Below are 16483 nucleotides of genomic sequence, written 5' to 3'. Positions count from 1 at the left end.
ATGGCTTTGAAAAACGAAGCGCGGGGCAGCAACATCAGGGTCTCCTTCGAATTCTTCCCGCCGAAATCGGAGGAGATGGAAGGGCAGCTCTGGCATACCGTCAGCGAACTGCAGGACTGGGACCCGGATTTCGTGTCGGTAACCTATGGCGCCGGCGGCACCACCAAGGCGCCGACTCTGACCGCCGTTACGCGGTTCCTGTCGCAGACGCCGCTTGCCACCGCCTCGCATCTCACCTGCGTCGGCGCGACGAAGGAGGAGACGCATCAGGTGGTCGACACGTTCCGCAAGGCCGGCGTGACGCATTTCGTGGCGCTGCGCGGCGATGCGCCCGGTGGCGCCGGCGCACCCTACCAGCCGCATCCCGGCGGTTATGCCAATGCGGCGGAGCTGGTGGCCGGCCTGAAGGAAATCGGCGATTTCGAGATTTCGGTTTCCGCCTATCCGGAAAAACACCCGGAAAGCCGCGACACGGCGGCCGATATCGAGATGCTGAAGCGCAAGGCCGACAATGGCGCCGACAGAGCACTGACGCAGTTCTTCTTCGACAACGATAATTTCGAGCGCTACCTGGAACGGGTGCGCGGCGCCGGCATCTCGATCCCTATCGTGCCCGGCATCATGCCGATCCAGAACCTGACGCAGCTGAAGCGCTTCGCCGGGGCTTGCGGCACGATCATCCCCGCCTTCCTCGACGAGCGCTTCGCAGGCTTCGACGACAAGCCCGAGGAGCGGGCGAAGGTCGCCGCCGAAGTCGCTGCCGAACAGATCGACGATCTCGTCCGGCGCGGCATCCACGACTTCCATCTCTATACGATGAACCGTGCGCCGCTGGTTTCCGCCGTGCTCGACAATCTCGGCCTCTCCCGCCGGGCGGCAAAAAGTGCGGGCGCAGCCGCCTGATCTTTGCGCGTCTGAAAGGCGCGTGGCGCTGTAAAAGTGAAAAGCGCATGTCGGGCGGGACATGCGCTTTTTCGTTGGCGGATTGATCAGCTATTCAGGAGTTTAGGCACTATCAGTCATTACACTTTCGTCGGCCAGCTCAGATGAAGAGCATCGACAAGACGAAAGCAAACGCTGCACTGACCAACAGAACATTCAAGGATTGCGTGAGTCCCATGTCTGTCTCCTCGCGTTAACCGGCCGATAATATGTCTGAAATATGTCGGTTGGGAAGCAGATCTTATGCTGCGCTGCAGAAGGGTTCGGTGGATAAGTCGAATAGTGTTTCAGCAAGCATTTGAAATTACTTCATAATTTTCAACAAATTTTTGTTCACAGATTTTAACGTGCCGTTAAATTGAGCGATCGCGCATTTACCTATGCGCCTAAAACATGGCAGGCCCGCAACCGGTTGAAAACATATGGAATTCGCAACCGGTTTCAGGCGGCCTTCGCCAGCATGCGATAGGCGCGGCCGTCGAGAATGACGAGGCCGAAACCGATCAGCGCCATGCCGGCAAACTCGCTCAGTGCGAGCCTTTCTCCGAGGAAGAGCACGCCGAGAAGGATGGCGCTCGGCGGCACGAGCAGGGTGACGAGCGAGGCATTGGTGGCGCCGGCCGCCGCCATGATCCGGAAATAGAGGATGTAGCCGAAGGCGGTCGACAGCAGCGCCAGTGCCAGTATGGCGAGCAGGGCATCGAGCGGCGGTGCGGCAAGCGCCCAGGGACGATCGGCCAGCAGCGACAGCGGCAGCGCAATCAGCGAGGAGGCGGTCAACTGGCCAGCTGCGGTGACAGGGGCGGGAACATTCTTGAAGCGTTTGCCGTAAGTGGCGGCGAAACCATAGGAGATCGCTGCAAGCACGGGAAGAAGCAGCGCCCAGAGCGGGGCTTGACCACCGGCCGACATGCCGGGGCCGATCAGCACGATCGTCCCGCCCAGCCCGACCAGGCAGCCGGCGATCTTTGCAGGCGACAGCTTCTCGTCCGAGGTGAAGTAGTTGGCGATCAGCACCGTCCAGATCGGCGTCGTCGCATTCAGAATCGCCGCTAGACCGGCGCCGATGCGAGTCTGGCCGAAGAAGATCAGCGCATGCGGCAGGGCATTGTTGATGAACCCGAGGATCAGGAATTCGCGCCAGCGGGCCTTGAGGATCGCATAGAAGTCGAAACGGCCGGCGATATAGATATGCAGCGCCAGCGCTGCGAGCAGCAGCCTGAAGAAGACGAGGGTCAGCGGCGGCACGTGCTGGACGGCGATGCGGGCAAAGAAGAAGGAGCCGCCCCAGATCAGGCCGAGCAGGACCAGCAGCCCCCAGGTCCAGGCATTCATTCTGCTGTCCATGCCGATTCCTCCACCGCAAGCCGTTCGTTTCGCCGAAAACCGGCACCGGTTTTCGGCTTGATGCTTTAGCGCAGCAGGCGGATCGCGCCACCCGTTTCTTGCGAAGCGAGCGGCAAGATGTCAGCGGGGATCAGAGGGCGTTGAGAAGGGCAGGCGTCGCCCATCCGTCGGCCGGCATGCCGAGGCGCTGCTGTTCCTTCTGGATCGCGACACGCGTGCCGGAGCCGAGGATGCCATCGATCTCGCCGACATCATGGCCGAGCGACTGCAGCTTGGTCTGCAGCGCCTTCATTTGGTCGCTGGCAAGCCCCTGTTCCGGCACGCCCTTGAGATAGGGTTCGGCGCCCGAAAGGCGCGTCCCGAAATAGGCGGCCGAGGTCGTGTAGATGAACGACTTGTTCCATTCGAGATAGATCTTGAAATTGGGATAGGCGATGAAGGCCGGTCCCATGCGGCCCTGCGGCAGCACCAGGTCGCCTTCGAGATCGCCGAAAGCTGTGTTGCCGTCGCGCGGCTTGACGCCGAGTGCAAACCATTCGGCGGCCTTCATCGTGCCGCCGAGGCCGGATTTCTCGAAGGGCAGGTTGTCGGGCACGGTCACTTCCTGCAGCCACGGTTGGCCGCGCTCGAAGCCGAGGTGCTGGATGAATTTCGCCGCCGTCAGGATGGCGTCGGGGCTGCTCTGTTTCAGGCGGACATGGCCGTCACCATCGCCATCCATGCCATAGGCAATGATGTCGCGCGGCAGCATCTGCACCTGGCCGATCTCGCCGGCCCAGGCGCCGGTATTGGTGGCAGGGTCGAGGTCGCCGTGCTGAACCATCTCGACGAGGGCGATCAGCTGCGGACGGAAAAGTTCCGGGCGGCGGCAGTCATGCGACAGCGTCACCAGGGCGTTGCGGGTGTTGAAATCGCCCTGGACGGCGCCGAAATCGGTTTCCATCGCCCAGAAGGCGGTGATGACGCCCGGGGGGACGCCGAACTCCTGCTCGGCGCGGGCAAAGACGTCGGCATATTGCTTCATCTTCTGGCGGCCGATGTCGAGGCGGGCCTGGCTGACGGTGCGTTGGGAGAATTCGAGGAAGGTCTGCTTGAAGACGCCTTGGGCGCGATCCCGGCTTAGAACCTTGGGGTCGATCTCGGCGCCGGCGAAGGCCTCGTCGGCGGCTGCCGCACTGGCGCCGGCTGCAACCGCATCCTTTTTCACGCCTTCGAGGAAGGCGGACAGGTCGCCGCCGCAGGGCGCTGCCGGGGCTGCACCCGGCGCCTGCTGGGCGGCCGCGCCGCCTGCGAGGGCGAGGACAAACAGAAGGGCGAGTGCAGAGCGGCTTGCGAGCGAGCGGTGCATGGATGCGGTCCTTATATCAAACAGATTGCCGTCGCTTTCACAGACGAATGTGACGGAAGCAAGAAACATCGCAAGACGTTACTAAGAATTTCTATCCTTGGAAACGGCCGCGACCCAATTGTTCCAGTTCTTTGCGCTGCCGGCAAAGACATTGATATCGGTCGGCCCATTGATGCCGGGAATAACGCCGGTCGAGGTATATTGCCAGAAGGCCCAGCGGCGGTCGGAATAGGTCACCTCGGGGTGTTTTGCCACCGAACGGACCCAGAAATGATAATCCCGGAAGTATCCGGCGAGATTTTCGCGGTGGAAATCGACCGAGGTGTAGATGATCGGGCGCTTGCCGTAATAGGCCTCCAGCCGGTCCATGAAACGCTGCATTTCGGCGCGCACTGTTTCAGCGTCGGGACGGTAGCGGCAGGTCTTCGATTCGGCGTTCCATTCGACGTCGAGCACCGGCGGCAGGCGCATGGCCTCCTTCGGCACGTTGCGGATGAACCAGTCGGCCTGCTGATCGGCGGAGGAGCAGAAATAGTAGAAATGATAGGGAGCGTGCGGGATGCCGGCGGCGCGGGCCTCTCGCCAGTATTCGTCGAAGCGCGAATCGACCCTGTCCTTGCCTTCGGTGGCCTTGATGAAGGCGAAGGCGACGCCGGAATTCTTCACCGTGCCCCAGTCGATATCGCCCTGCCATTTGGAAATATCGATGCCGTGCACCGGATTCTGCTGCGGATGCTTCGCTCCGAAATCCTGGGGATCGGTATCCTTGAAGCGCGTCTTCGGCTTGATCGAGGCCGTTTCGAGGTAGTCATAACCGGAGGAACTGCAGCCCGCCAAAAGGACGGCCAAGGGCAAAACGCAAAACAAAAGCCGGCGCATGGGCGTCCCGTCGTAGCTCGAATGATCTCTTTGCCCCACAACCTGACCTTCGAAAAAGACGAGTCAGCAGAGGATAACCCTCTTTTCATCATATCAACGTAAAAAATTGGTTAGTTTCAAGCGAATTATGAGCGCTTGCTGATAATAGCTGCCCGCCAGGCATAACCGCCGCCGACGGTATCGAACAACAATGTCGCGTTGTTTTCATGGGCTTGCGCTTCCAGGACCTCGCGCAGATCGGGACGCGGCGTGACGTGGAATTTCGCAAGCCAGGACTGCAGCATGCGCCGGAACCAGCCCGGCAAGCCTTCCTGCTGGCCAAAATCGACGATGTGCAGCTGGCCGCCGGGATTGAGGGCGGCGATCGATGCATCGACGGCGCACTCCCAGTCCGGGATCATCGACAGGGCATAGGAAATCAGGATGCGATCGAAGCCGCTGACGCCGAATTCTCGCGGTGTGAACGCCGTGGCGTCGGCGACGCGGAATTCCGGGATCGTCGCCTTGGTGGCGAAGGTCTTGCGCGCCGAAATCAGCATTTCCTGGGAAATGTCGAGGCCGAACAGCTTGGCGGTCGGGAAATGCCGGTGGGCGAAGGCCATGTTGCGCCCGGTGCCGCAGCCGACTTCAAGCAGAGTGCCGCCCTCGGGAACGTCGAGATTACGGATCGTGCTGTCGCGGCCGAGAAGATAATATTTGCGGGTGAGATCGTAGATATGGCGTTGATAGCGGTACATGCCATCCATCAGGCTGGCATGTTCATCGTCCTTTGCTGCCATATCGGTATCGACCTTGCTCACGCCTTCTTCCCGTAAATGTGGAAGCCGCCGTAGATTGCCGAGCGATCGAGCGCGGTCAGATCACGCGACTTCTCCTCGAAGTAATCCCACTGGTCGCGGATCACCGGAGCCAGTCGGCCTTCGATGATGCTCTTTTCTGCGGCGGTGCGGAAGATCACGCGGGCGCCTTCGCGCGCCGTGCGGGTAATCTCCCTCCAGACGTCGTTCAGCTGCTCGTCCGTCATCCAGTCCTGTGCGTCGAGCAGGATATAGCGATCGCGCGAGGCGGCCGGCTCGCGGGCGAGAAGCTCGGTGAAGCTTGCGTGGTGGACATTGACGCGGTCGACATTGGCGCGGATCACTTGATAGTGCTCCGACTTCAGATAGGTCGGCAGCGGGCCTTCCGCTTCGGTGCCGTAGCGGCGGCCGAAGGCCTGCCAGGCAAAATAGTTGTCGCTCATCGGGAAATGACAGGCGAGCTTTTCCAGGCGGTGCTTCAGCACCGGCGCGATCGAATGATCGGCGGCAAGGCTTGCGAGTTCGTCATATTGCTGCGGCGGAATGCCGAGGCCGAAGAGCGAGCTCTTGCGGCCGGTGATCCAGCGCACGACCGGCTTTTCGAAGAGCGGCGCGATCTGCTCGTCGAAGAATTGGCGCTGCTCGCGGATCGAGCGGGTCTTGGTCATCTCGCGTAGCTTGACGCCATGCAGGCGGGCAAGAAGGTGGGCGGCGCCGATGAAGCGGCCGAGCAGGCCCGTCTCGTAAATGTTGCGGTCGAAGACGGTGACGCGGCGACGGCCGAACTTGCGGCCGTTCCAGTAGCTGCGGGTCGCCTCATCGAGGTTGGCGGCAAGATGCTGGTCGTAGGCGCGGCTGTTCGACTTCTCGTTCGGCATTGCCAGGAAGCGGACGAGATCCGCATGGCCGGGAAGGTGCTTGAAGGCGGCAAGCTTCAGGCGGTTCAGCGCGATGTGGTGCGGGTTAAGATCGACGACGTCGATCGAGGCCGGCGCCTTGGAGAGATAGGCGAGCATATTGCAGCCGCCGGAGCCGATGGTGACGATGCGATGGTTTGGCTTCAGCTCCATCGCCTGCATGTCGAGATCCGGATCCTCCCAGATCTGCGGATAGACGAGGCCGGAGAAGAGAAGGCCGAAGAGACGCTCGGAAAAGCCATCCTTCGAAAAAGCCTTGTGGCGGAGAAGGGCGTCTTTGAGTTTCCGGTTCTTGCGGAAGCCGGCATCCGGTGCAAATTCTGACATGAGTCTGTCACCTTTTTAGCGTTCAGGGCGTGTAGCGCGCCACTGCTACAGTTTGATGACGTGGGCTGTGGGCGCGCGCCGTTCGAAAACATCAAGCTCCTCGGAAAGTGATCGAGGCGACCGATCTTCTTTGCGCCGCCCCCTTTCCGGCAGACTGAATTCCTGCTTCTCTCCGGGCATTCGGAGGAATGCCATGCGACTTGTCCTGCGTATCTTGAAGGCGCTTGCTCTCCTTCTCGTTCTCTTCGTCGTTGCCGGCGCAGCCTGGTTGTTCGTCAGTCCGCCGGAGCTCCTGCGTGTCGGGGACGGCTATGCCGCCAAGATTGTCTGTTCCAACGTCTTCATCGCCGGCCGCAACGCCGAGGACGTGCTGGAGGACGATGTGCAGGCCCCGGGAAACCCGCTGCTGCGGCTTGTGCGCGTCAGTGTCGACCGTGACAATGGCCGAGTGACGGCTCGCTTCATGGGGCTGTTTGCATCGAGTTATGCGCTCTATCGCGGCGGGCTCGGCTGCACGAGTGTGCCGGATGGCGATTTCGAGGCGGCGGCGAATGCCGTCCCCTTCGACGCGCCGGCCAAGATGGAAACCAACCCTGCGTTATGGCCGCAGGGCGAGGGCGTCGGCGATCCCGACACGAAGATTGCCGCTGTGCTGGCCGATGCCGAGCTTGCCGGCCCGGCCATGCGGGCGGTCGTGGTGGTGCGGGATGGTCGCATCGTCGGCGAAGCCTATGCCCCCGGATTCTCGGCGAAGACGCCGCTGATTGGTTGGTCGATGACGAAGACGGTGAATGCGGCGATCCTCGGCCGGCTGATGCTCGGCGGCAAGATCTCCTTCGACGATGATAACCTGCTGGCGCAGTGGAAGAACGATGCGCGTGCCAAGATCAAGGTTTCCGATCTGCTCGGCATGGAGAGCGGCCTTGCCTTCAACGAGAACTATGGCGACGTCGCCGATGTGACGCGCATGCTCTATCTCGATCCCGACATGGTATCGCTGCCGGCCAATGCGCCGATGGAGGCAGCACCCGGCCAGCGCTTCCGCTATTCGAGCGGCACGGCCATGCTGCTCTCGCGCATCTGGATGGACAGGGTCGGCAATGCCCAGGCAGCCTTTTCCTATCCGCACGATGCGTTGTTCTCGCCGCTCGGCATGACGAGCGCCGTGTTCGAACTCGATGCGCGCGGCACGTTCGCCGGAAGCTCGTATCTTTATGCGACGGCGCATGACTGGGCGCGCTTCGGGCAGTTCCTGCTGCAGGATGGCGTGTGGAACGGCCAGCGTCTGTTGCCGGAGGGTTTCGTCGGCGCCATGCGTACCCCGACGGCGGCTTCGAACGGGCGGTATTCGCAGGGCCAGGCCTGGCTGGCTCCCGGCCGCGGCTCGAGCGCTGGGGCCGGGCTGCCTGAGGATGCGTTCTGGCTGACGGGGCACGACGGGCAGAGCGTGGCGATCGTGCCTTCGGCCAATCTGGTGGTCGTGAGGCTTGGCCTGACGCCGAGCTGGTTCGACTATCAGCCGCAGGTGCTTCTCAAGGCGATCCTTGCGGCATTGCCGCAACCGGGAGAGCAGCAACAGCAAGCCGGATCGCAGGGGCAGACCCAGTCGCAGCCATAGGCCGGGGCTTATTCAGCCGTTATCACTACTGCATATTCAACGGATGCTGTAGTTTCAGCAATGACCCGGTTTCAATAGTTACCCTGGGCGATGTCGGTCATGCCCTTGCGCTTGGCGTCGTAATAATAGCCACGGGCATAGAGGCGAACGGCGTCGTCTTCCTTGCTGTCGGAGACGAGCCAAGCGCCGCGCAGATATTTCGCGGCATATTTGATGTTGGTCTCGGCATCGAAGAGGCCGCCCGGGGCACCGTCGTAGCCCATGGACTTGGCAGTGTTGTACTTGATCTGCATCAGGCCGAAATAGCCGCGCTTGTTGTAGGCCTTCGCATTATAGCGGCTCTCGCGGTGGACGACGCGATGGAGCAGGGTCTCGGGAATTTCGTAGATTTTCGAATATTTCTGGATGAGCTTGGTGACAAAGCTCTTCTCGACGGTCGGCGCATCGTCTTTGTCGTCGTCGCTGAACATCGGGGGCGCGGTCGGCGGATCGATCGGCCCGGATTCGTCGAAACCGTAGTCCATGCTAGCGCGCGGCGTGGTGTCGACGGCGGCAAGTGCTGCAAGCGCGCTGTTTTGCGGTGTCGCGGCAAAGGCAAGCTGCGTCGTCGGCTGTGCCGGCGTTCCCGGACGCGGCGTCGGCACGACGGACTGGATCGCCGTCATCTCGGGCGTCAGCGGGATCTGGGCATAGGCTGCCGGCTGCATGCCTGCCTGCATGGGAAGATCGCCAGGCTGGGAGGCTGTCACGGCCGGCATCGCCGTTGCGGTCAGGGAGGGGGATGCCTGGGGAATGATGGCGCCTGCAACCACCTGACCGGCCGCGCCTTCGGCTGTCGGGATCGCGGCGAGTGTTGCATCTTCGCCGGGTTTCGGCATGGGCACGACGGTCTGGGCGGCTGTCAGTTCGGCCTGCGATGTGTGTTCGACGCTCGTACATCCCGTCATCACGCCGCAGAGTATCGTCGAGACGACAAGACTGCGTTTCAGGCCGGATAATCCGATCGCTACCATTCCGCCACTTTCGTGAAATCGCGCCGCCCCGGCAGCGTATAAAAGTTACCAAAAGCCTTAAGCCCTGGTGACCCCATTAACCTATTCGTGGCATTCCGGCAACCACGGAATATTTCGGAATATTTCTACGCGGCAATACGGCGATATCCCGCCGTTACGGTCCCTGCAGCAATCAGCAGAGTGCCTCCGGTTCGGTTTACCGCGCGCTGGATGCTCGCCTTGCGAATCAGTCCGCGCGCGCTATGGGCGAGAAAGGCGTAGGTGGAAGCGTTGAGGATCGCCAGCACGAGGAAGGTCGCTTCCATGATCGCCATCTGCCCGACGAAGGGCAGGGCCGGATTGAGGAACTGCGGCACGAAGGCGACGAAGAAGATGATGCTCTTCGGATTGAGGGCGGTGACGACATAGGCGTGGAGGAAGATCTTGCGCGACTTCTCCTCCGGCAGGTTGTCGTTGTCGGCAACCGGTTCGCCGATGATGGGAGCCCGCCAGAGCTTGATTCCCAGCCAGATCAGGTAGGCGCCGCCGATCCACTTCAAGACGGTGAAGAGGGTCGCGGAAGCCGCCAGGACGGCGCCGAGACCGAAGAGAGAAGCCGTCATCGCCGTGAAGTCACCCAGCGCCACGCCGCCCACCGTCGCGAACGCCGTCCTGCGCCCATGACCGAGCGCATAGGAAACGACGAGCAGTATCGTCGGCCCCGGTATGGCCAGCATGATGGCGGATGCGGCCGCAAAAGCGAGCCAAGCTTCAAGTGACATGGTGTCTCCTCCTATTCCTCAGGAACAAGCAAAGACACCATATTAACCATCCGTCAATCACGCTTCTTTGTATTTCTGGCCTATATTGTCCATGACTTCGGCAAACCATGCCGTCGAAAGGTCAAAAGCCTTGCCGCCCTTGATGCGCGGGAATTCTATAGTGCGCAATTTACCGTTCTGGCCTTCATCATGGCCGGTGACGCCGGAGACCTTATTGAGCGCGCTTTCGACGGCGAGATCGACCATGCTCTGGATCAGCCTGAGATCGTCGCCGTTGGCCGGCGCCGAGCGGGCGAAATAGCCTGATTTCTGCACCAGGGAACGCTCGGCGCCGAGCAGATTGGCGAACTGCTTCTGGAACCAGGCGCCGACATTGATCGTGTCGATCTTCACATGGCCGAAAGCATCGCGCTTGACGGTCTCGCCGGCGGCTTCGCGCTCGGCGACGATGGCGTCGAGGCAGGCGCCTTCCGAGACGAAGACCGTGGCGTGGCCGTTGCGGTCCATGCTTTCCTTCAGGCGGGCTGCCTCGGCGTCGAGGTCGAAGGCCATCTCAGGCAGGTAGACGGCGTCGATACTCTTCAGGTGCGCGTCCATCATCAGGCCGTCGACATACTGGTTGCGGCTGGTGCGCTGCAGATACGCGCGGGCGGTGGCGGCCGTCAGCCAGCCGCAATGGCGGCCCATGACTTCATGGATGACGAGGGTGCGGGGGGCGGCCGTCTGCTCGTTGCCGACATTGTCGAAGAAATGCGCGCCGACTTCGGCGGCCGTCCAGGCGCCGAGCGACTGGCGGATCGGCACGACGTCATTGTCGACAGTCTTCGGCAGGCCGACGACGGTGAGATCGTAGCCGTTGGCGGCAAGGTAGGCGGCAAGGTCGGCGGCCGTGGTATTGGTGTCGTCGCCGCCGATCGTGTGGAGAATGGTGATGCCGTCATTGGCGAGGCGTTCGGCGGCGACCCGCAGCGGGTTCTCGCCTTCCTTGACCAGGCCGCGCTTGACGCAGTCGGCGGCATTGGTGAGCTTGACGCGGCTGTTGCCGATCGGCGAGCCACCATAGCGGTGCAGCAGCGGCGCCTTTTCGCGCATCGCGCGGGTGATCTCGATGCTGTCGCCGAGGAGGACACCCTGGTAGCCTGACTTGTAAGCGACGATTTCGAGCTCGGGCGCGACGTCGCTATAGCGTTCGATGAGGCCGCCGACGGCGGACGAAAGACAGGGCGCCAGGCCTCCGGCGGTCAGCATTGCGACTTTCTGTTTGGCCATGATCCCTCCTAGGTGTTTCGGTGCGGCAGCGTTAGCTAGCGCATGGATGCGGCAGGGAAAGGGCCCTGTAAAGTAAAGAATTTACGAAAAATGCGCGTTTCTGCCGTGTTGGACCGCAAAGGCGACGCGAAGTGCTGATATAATCGTTTCAACCCGGGTCTGCTTGTCGGGAACTGCCGTGGAAATTTCCGCTGCGCGCACCAGAATCCATTGCCCGAGCAATGGCGGTGACCGCCGGCCATGCGCTCACGCGAGATGAAAGCGGGCGTGATGAATCGTTTGCTGCGGTGCGACAATTACCAAATCGTGAAAACTGTGTTCGGCTCTACGACGAATAGTCGCCTTGCAAAGGCTGCGATTCTTTGGTCAAGCTGTTTCTCTATAAGTTGACACGTGTGTGAGATTTTCGATGTCCTTCTGGGAAAAACTGTTGAATGCCATTGGCAATACCGCAGGTAATGCGCTGTCTGCGGTGGTCGAGGCTATCCGGACGGTTTTTGAAGGCGATCCCGAGACCCGGCGTAAGGTGGCTTTCTCGGTCGCGATCATCGCGCTGTCGGCCAAGATGGCCAAGGCCGATGGCATCGTCAGCGAGAAGGAGGTCCAAGCCTTCCGCGAAATCTTCGAATTCCCTGAGGATCAGGCCAAGAATGTCGCCAGGCTTTACAACCTCGCGCGGCAGGACGTCGCCGGCTACGAAGCCTATGCCGAACGGCTCTCCACGCTCTGCGTTACCTGTGCGGCCAATTGCCCGGTGCTGGAAGACGTGCTCGACGGGCTCTTCCACATCGCCAAGGCCGACGGGCTGATCCACGAGAAGGAACTGAATTTCCTGGGCCATATCGGCGAGATCTTCCAGATGAGCGAGACCCGCTTCGAGCAGATCGCCGCCCGCCATGTCTCGTCCGGCGGCGATCCCTACAAGGTGCTCGGCGTCTCGCCTTCGGATGATTTCCCGACCATCCGCCGCCGCTACCACGGCCTCGTCAGCGAACATCATCCCGACCGGCTGATCTCGCGCGGCGTGCCGAAGGAATTCCATATGATCGCCAATGAGCGCATGGCGGCGCTGAACGCGGCCTACGAGGCGATCGAGAAGGAACGCCGCGCCGCATGACCTCTTTCGAGGCCGACTGCAGAAGCGCCCGCGTGCAGCCTTCGCCGAACCATGGCGAGCGGGCGGACGGGCGCCGTCCCGACATGATCCTGCTGCACTATACCGGCATGCCGACGGCAGATGGCGCGCTCGACTGGCTCTGTCGCGCCGAGAGCCAGGTTTCCAGCCATTATTTCGTGCATGAGAATGGCGAGGTCGTGCAACTCGTGCCGGAAATGCGGCGTGCCTGGCATGCGGGAAAAAGCAGCTGGCACGGCGAGACCGATATCAATTCGCTGTCGATCGGCATCGAGATCGCCAATGCCGGCCATCCCGGCGGGCTTCCTGATTATCCGAAAGAGCAGATCGCCGCGGTGATCGAATTGTGTCGCGACTGTGTCAAACGTTGGTCGATCACGCCGGAACGGGTGCTTGGGCATTCCGATGTTGCCCCGATCCGCAAGGTCGATCCGGGCGAGAAATTCCCCTGGGCCGCGCTCCACCAAGCAGGCATCGGGCACTGGGTCGAGCCGGCAACGATCACCGGCGGGCGCTTCTTCCAGCGCGGCGATACCGGCCAACCTGTGGAAGCGCTGCAGTCGATGCTGTCGCTTTATGGTTACGCCACTGAAATCACAGGCGAATTCTCGGAAAAAACGGCGGGCGACGTCGAAGCTTTCCAGCGCCATTTTCGGCCCGAACGGATAGATGGCATCGCCGATTTCTCGACGATCGACACGTTGCACCGGCTGCTGTCGGCGTTGCCGCGTTATTCCTGATTCCTCGGCAATTACTGAAACGCCGAATTTCGCACTGCAGCGCGAAATTCGGCCTGCCACATCATTTCCCTATTATCTCCTCATTGCGATGGTCTAAGAACGTCGCCAAGCGGGGCTCGGGGTTGTTTTCGAGTTAAACCACGGGCGTTATGTGAAACGATAAGAATTACCGAGAATCCTGATCTATCCTTGATCTGGTATTCATTATGACAGCGAGGCGCGCGGTCCGGTAATTCTTTGGGTCGGAGTGTTCAAGACTACATGAGAAAACTGATTGTTGTTGCTGCAACATGCGTTGGCATGGTGCTGGCCGGAAATAGCTTTGCCTTTGCGAATGATTGGGGTGTGCGAGCTGATGTGCCGGTGAAGAAAGTCGAGCGTCCTGCGAAGAAGACAGAGCGTCCGTTGAAGAAAGCGGAGCGTGCGGTCAAGCCGGCGAAGCGTCCGCTCAAGACGGCGGAACGCCCGCTGAAGACAGTGGAGCGCCAGAGCGGTTATCCCGTCGCCAATGCTTCCGGCAATTCCTATTCCGCACTGATCAGCAAATATGCGAGCCAATATGATGTACCGGTTGCGCTTGCGACCGCGGTCATCCGCATCGAAAGCAATTTCAATCCGAATGCACGCGGCAGCCACGGTGAAATCGGCCTGATGCAAATAAAGCCTGCAACCGCCCGCATGATGGGCTATTCCGGCAGCGCCAAGGGCCTGTTCGATCCGGAAACCAACATCAAGTACGGCATGAAATATCTGGCCGCCGCCCATGATCTCGGTGGTGGCGAGACCTGCAACACCATCCTCAAATACAATGCCGGTCATGGCGCCAAGCGCATGAACCCGGTGTCCAAGTCCTATTGCGGCAAGGTTCTGGCAATGCTCTGAGCCTGAAGCGCTTATCCCTGACAAGAGCTGGATGATTCAAGATGATTGCCATGGTATCGCTGGAATTTAGCGAGGTGGGATATGGCAGTCGATTTCAGGTTCATCATCATCGGACGCGGCATGATGGGTGCAGCCGCCGCACGGCATCTCTCCTCGATGGCCGACGGCATCGCGCTGATCGGCCCGCGCGAGCCGGAAGAGCGCAAGGCCCATCACGGCGTCTTCGCCAGCCACTACGACGAAGCGCGCATCACCCGCACCTTCGATGGCAGTCTTGGCTGGGGGACCTTCGCCGCTCGCGCGCTCGACCGCTATCGCGAGATCGAGGCAAAGAGCGGCATCTCCTTCTATTCGGAGGTCGGCTGCCTCTTTGCCGGTCCTGAGAAGGACGAGCAGGACTATATCGAAAGGGCGCTGACCGTCAGCCGGACCCTCGGCAGCGATATCGAGACCATCGCACCGTCGGAACTCGGCGGACGCTTTCCCTATGTTCACGTCGATCCTGATTTCACAGGATATTTCGAACGCACGCGCGCCGGCTACATAAACCCGCGGGCGCTGGTGCGGGCGCAGGCCAAGCTTGCCGAACAGGGCGGCGTCTCGCTGGTCGAGGCGACCGCGACATCGGTGCGCGATGCGGGCTCCCATGTCGAGGTGATGGCTGGCGACAAAATCTACAGTGCCGAGCGCGTGCTGGTCGCCGCCGGCGGTTTCAGTAATTTCCATGCCCTGCTGCCGCGTCCCGTCGATATCAGGGTCATGGCGCGCACGGTCGCCTTCTATGAGATCGGCGAACGCGAGATGGCGATCTTCGGCGATATGCCGTCGACGATCGTGCTCGGTGACCGGGAAGAGGATCACATCTATATCCTGCCGCCGGTGCGTTATCCCGACGGCAAGACCTATCTGAAACTCGGTGGCGACACCGAGGCGCTTTCCTTCGGCAGGCTTGAGGATGCCGGGGCGTGGTTCCGTTCCGACGGCAATGCTGCCGAGCGCGATCATCTCTCGCGCGTCGCCCTGCAGCTGATGCCGGGGCTTGCCGGCTGCCCGGTCACCTCGGCGCCCTGCGTGGCGAATTTCACGCCGACCGGTTATCCCTATGCCGGATTTACGCAGTCGCCGCGCATCGCGGTGCTGACCGGCGGCAATTTCGTCGCAGCCAAATCCTCAGACGAACTCGGCCGCTTAGGGGCCGTGCTTCTGGCGGAAGGACGGCTCGGTGATCAGGATTTCGGCCGTGAACTGACACCCGTTTTCGCTTGAGAGGACACTATGGCAGTCGATTTCAAATATATCGTCGTCGGCCGCGGGCTGATGGGGGCGGCGGCGGCGCGGCATCTGGCGCGCCAAGCGGACGGTGTCGCGGTGATCGGTCCGGACGAGCCTGATGACCGCAAGGCGCATCAGGGCGTCTTCGCCAGCCATTATGACGAGGGGCGCATCACTCGCACCATCGATCCCGACCGCAATTGGGCACTGCTCGCCAACCGCTCGATCGACCGCTATGGCGAGATCGCCCGCGACAGCGGCATCGATTTCTATCGCGAGGTCGGCTGCGTCGTCGTCGCGCCGACCGGGGGCGATTATCTCGAGAGAACCCGAGAGGCCGCCGTTTCGCTCGGCGTCGAGACCAGCCTGCTCGACGAGCAGGGGCTGAAAGCCGCCTTTCCCTTCTTCGCCTTTCCCAATGGGGGCGCGGGCGTCTTCGAGGCGAGGGGGGCCGGCCACATCAGTCCGCGCAAGCTTGTGAAAGCCCAATCGCTGCTGGCGGAAAAGGCAGGCGCCACAGTCATCCGCGATCATGTCGTCTCGATCCGCAGCGAAGGTGGATCGGCCGTCGTCGAGACGGCCGGTGGCCTGACCCATCGTGCTGAAAAGGTGCTGCTGGCAGCAGGCGGATTTTCCATTGCGAAGAATCTGTTGCCGCAGCCCGTTGCCATGACGGTTTATGCCCGTACCGTGACGCTTTTCGAGGTAAGCGAAGCCGACGCGCCGCGGCTGGCCGCGATGCCGTCGCTCATTCTCCGGGCACCCGGCATCGATATCTATCTGCTACCGCCGATCCGGTATCCCGACGGCAAATTCTACCTGAAGATCGGCGGCGATCCAGACGATCTGGCGCTCAGCGACGACACGGAAATGCGCGCCTGGTTCAAGACCGAGGGGCGCGATACGGTGCGCGCGCATCTCAAACGCATCGTTGAAGGTCTTGTGCCCAATATGGTGCCGCTTTCGATTTCGACGGCCGCCTGCGTCGTGTCGCATACGGAAAGCGGCTATCCGATGATCGGCTATAGCTCATCGCCCGAGATCGCGGTGCTGACGGGCTGCGCCGGGACGTCGGCCAAGAGCTCGGACGAAATCGGTCGGCTTGGGGCCGAGCTGCTTTTGTCGGGCGGAATCAGCGAACAGGGCTACTCGACGGATTTCACACCGCAATTTCGCTAAAGCATTTCCGTTTTTCTCCGAATCACGGAGGTGCTCCCTGTTTTTGTTCTTGCGCAA

Annotated in this window: 15 protein-coding genes; 7 read left to right on the top strand and 8 right to left on the bottom strand. The window is 61.5% G+C overall.

Annotated elements, in window-relative coordinates:
• A complete protein-coding gene (gene metF, locus G9X68_RS21055; RefSeq protein ID WP_171604085.1) occupies nt 1-903 on the top strand; it encodes a methylenetetrahydrofolate reductase [NAD(P)H] in 903 nt (300 codons plus the stop codon).
• Between the two features lie 480 nt (nt 904-1383).
• Here metF and G9X68_RS21050 read toward each other — a convergent pair whose 3' ends face one another.
• The 5 genes from G9X68_RS21050 to G9X68_RS21030 all read right to left on the bottom strand — a co-directional run bounded on the left by G9X68_RS21050 (nt 1384) and on the right by G9X68_RS21030 (nt 6557).
• Nucleotides 1384-2289: a DMT family transporter gene (locus tag G9X68_RS21050; protein WP_171604084.1), complete on the bottom strand. Its 906-nt coding sequence runs from the start codon at nt 2287-2289 to the stop codon at nt 1384-1386.
• A gap of 130 nt (nt 2290-2419) precedes the next feature.
• Nucleotides 2420-3637: a lytic murein transglycosylase gene (locus G9X68_RS21045; RefSeq protein WP_171604083.1), complete on the bottom strand. Its 1218-nt coding sequence runs from the start codon at nt 3635-3637 to the stop codon at nt 2420-2422.
• Between the two features lie 81 nt (nt 3638-3718).
• The gene (locus G9X68_RS21040) at nt 3719-4516 is read right to left on the bottom strand and encodes a glycoside hydrolase family 25 protein (RefSeq protein WP_171604082.1); all 798 of its coding nucleotides are present in this window, start codon (nt 4514-4516) and stop codon (nt 3719-3721) included.
• A gap of 125 nt (nt 4517-4641) precedes the next feature.
• The gene (locus G9X68_RS21035; RefSeq protein WP_171604081.1) at nt 4642-5316 is read right to left on the bottom strand and encodes a methyltransferase domain-containing protein; all 675 of its coding nucleotides are present in this window, start codon (nt 5314-5316) and stop codon (nt 4642-4644) included.
• On the bottom strand, nt 5313-6557 hold the full coding sequence (locus G9X68_RS21030) for a BtaA family protein (RefSeq protein WP_171604080.1): 1245 nt from the start codon (nt 6555-6557) through the stop codon (nt 5313-5315). Before G9X68_RS21030 ends, G9X68_RS21035 begins: the two co-directional genes overlap by 4 nt.
• 193 nt (nt 6558-6750) lie before the next feature.
• Here G9X68_RS21030 and G9X68_RS21025 point away from each other — a divergent pair, with 193 nt between their 5' ends.
• Nucleotides 6751-8175: a serine hydrolase domain-containing protein gene (locus tag G9X68_RS21025; protein ID WP_171604079.1), complete on the top strand. Its 1425-nt coding sequence runs from the start codon at nt 6751-6753 to the stop codon at nt 8173-8175.
• Nucleotides 8176-8246: 71 nt separating this feature from the next.
• Here the strand turns inward: G9X68_RS21025 and G9X68_RS21020 are convergent, their stop codons facing one another.
• The 3 genes from G9X68_RS21020 to G9X68_RS21010 all read right to left on the bottom strand — a co-directional run bounded on the left by G9X68_RS21020 (nt 8247) and on the right by G9X68_RS21010 (nt 11218).
• Entirely contained in the window at nt 8247-9188 is a 942-nt protein-coding gene (locus tag G9X68_RS21020; protein ID WP_171604078.1) for a lytic transglycosylase domain-containing protein, read from the bottom strand.
• A 125-nt stretch (nt 9189-9313) separates the two neighbouring features.
• The gene (locus tag G9X68_RS21015; protein ID WP_171604077.1) at nt 9314-9949 is read right to left on the bottom strand and encodes a LysE family translocator; all 636 of its coding nucleotides are present in this window, start codon (nt 9947-9949) and stop codon (nt 9314-9316) included.
• Nucleotides 9950-10006: 57 nt separating this feature from the next.
• A complete protein-coding gene (locus G9X68_RS21010; protein WP_171604076.1) occupies nt 10007-11218 on the bottom strand; it encodes a pyrophosphate--fructose-6-phosphate 1-phosphotransferase in 1212 nt (403 codons plus the stop codon).
• Nucleotides 11219-11627: 409 nt separating this feature from the next.
• Between G9X68_RS21010 and G9X68_RS21005 the strand changes: the two genes are divergently transcribed.
• The 5 genes from G9X68_RS21005 (at nt 11628) to G9X68_RS20985 (ending at nt 16426) form a co-directional block, all read left to right on the top strand.
• On the top strand, nt 11628-12335 hold the full coding sequence (locus G9X68_RS21005; RefSeq protein WP_171604075.1) for a J domain-containing protein: 708 nt from the start codon (nt 11628-11630) through the stop codon (nt 12333-12335).
• Nucleotides 12332-13093 (top strand): N-acetylmuramoyl-L-alanine amidase, encoded by a 762-nt coding sequence (locus G9X68_RS21000; RefSeq protein WP_171604074.1) that lies wholly within the window; start codon nt 12332-12334, stop codon nt 13091-13093. The genes G9X68_RS21005 and G9X68_RS21000 overlap by 4 nt, the downstream gene beginning before the upstream one ends.
• Nucleotides 13094-13354: 261 nt before the next feature.
• On the top strand, nt 13355-13975 hold the full coding sequence (locus tag G9X68_RS20995; protein ID WP_171604073.1) for a lytic transglycosylase domain-containing protein: 621 nt from the start codon (nt 13355-13357) through the stop codon (nt 13973-13975).
• An 81-nt stretch (nt 13976-14056) separates the two neighbouring features.
• On the top strand, nt 14057-15241 hold the full coding sequence (locus tag G9X68_RS20990) for an NAD(P)/FAD-dependent oxidoreductase (protein ID WP_171604072.1): 1185 nt from the start codon (nt 14057-14059) through the stop codon (nt 15239-15241).
• A gap of 9 nt (nt 15242-15250) precedes the next feature.
• Nucleotides 15251-16426: an NAD(P)/FAD-dependent oxidoreductase gene (locus G9X68_RS20985; RefSeq protein ID WP_171604071.1), complete on the top strand. Its 1176-nt coding sequence runs from the start codon at nt 15251-15253 to the stop codon at nt 16424-16426.
• Nucleotides 16427-16483: the final 57 nt, after the last annotated feature.

This window comes from Rhizobium changzhiense (genome assembly GCF_013087625.1).
GTDB lineage: Bacteria > Pseudomonadota > Alphaproteobacteria > Rhizobiales > Rhizobiaceae > Rhizobium > Rhizobium sophorae.
The sequence above is the reverse complement of the archived record's forward strand: the minus strand, read 5'-3'. Positions and strand labels throughout refer to the sequence as shown.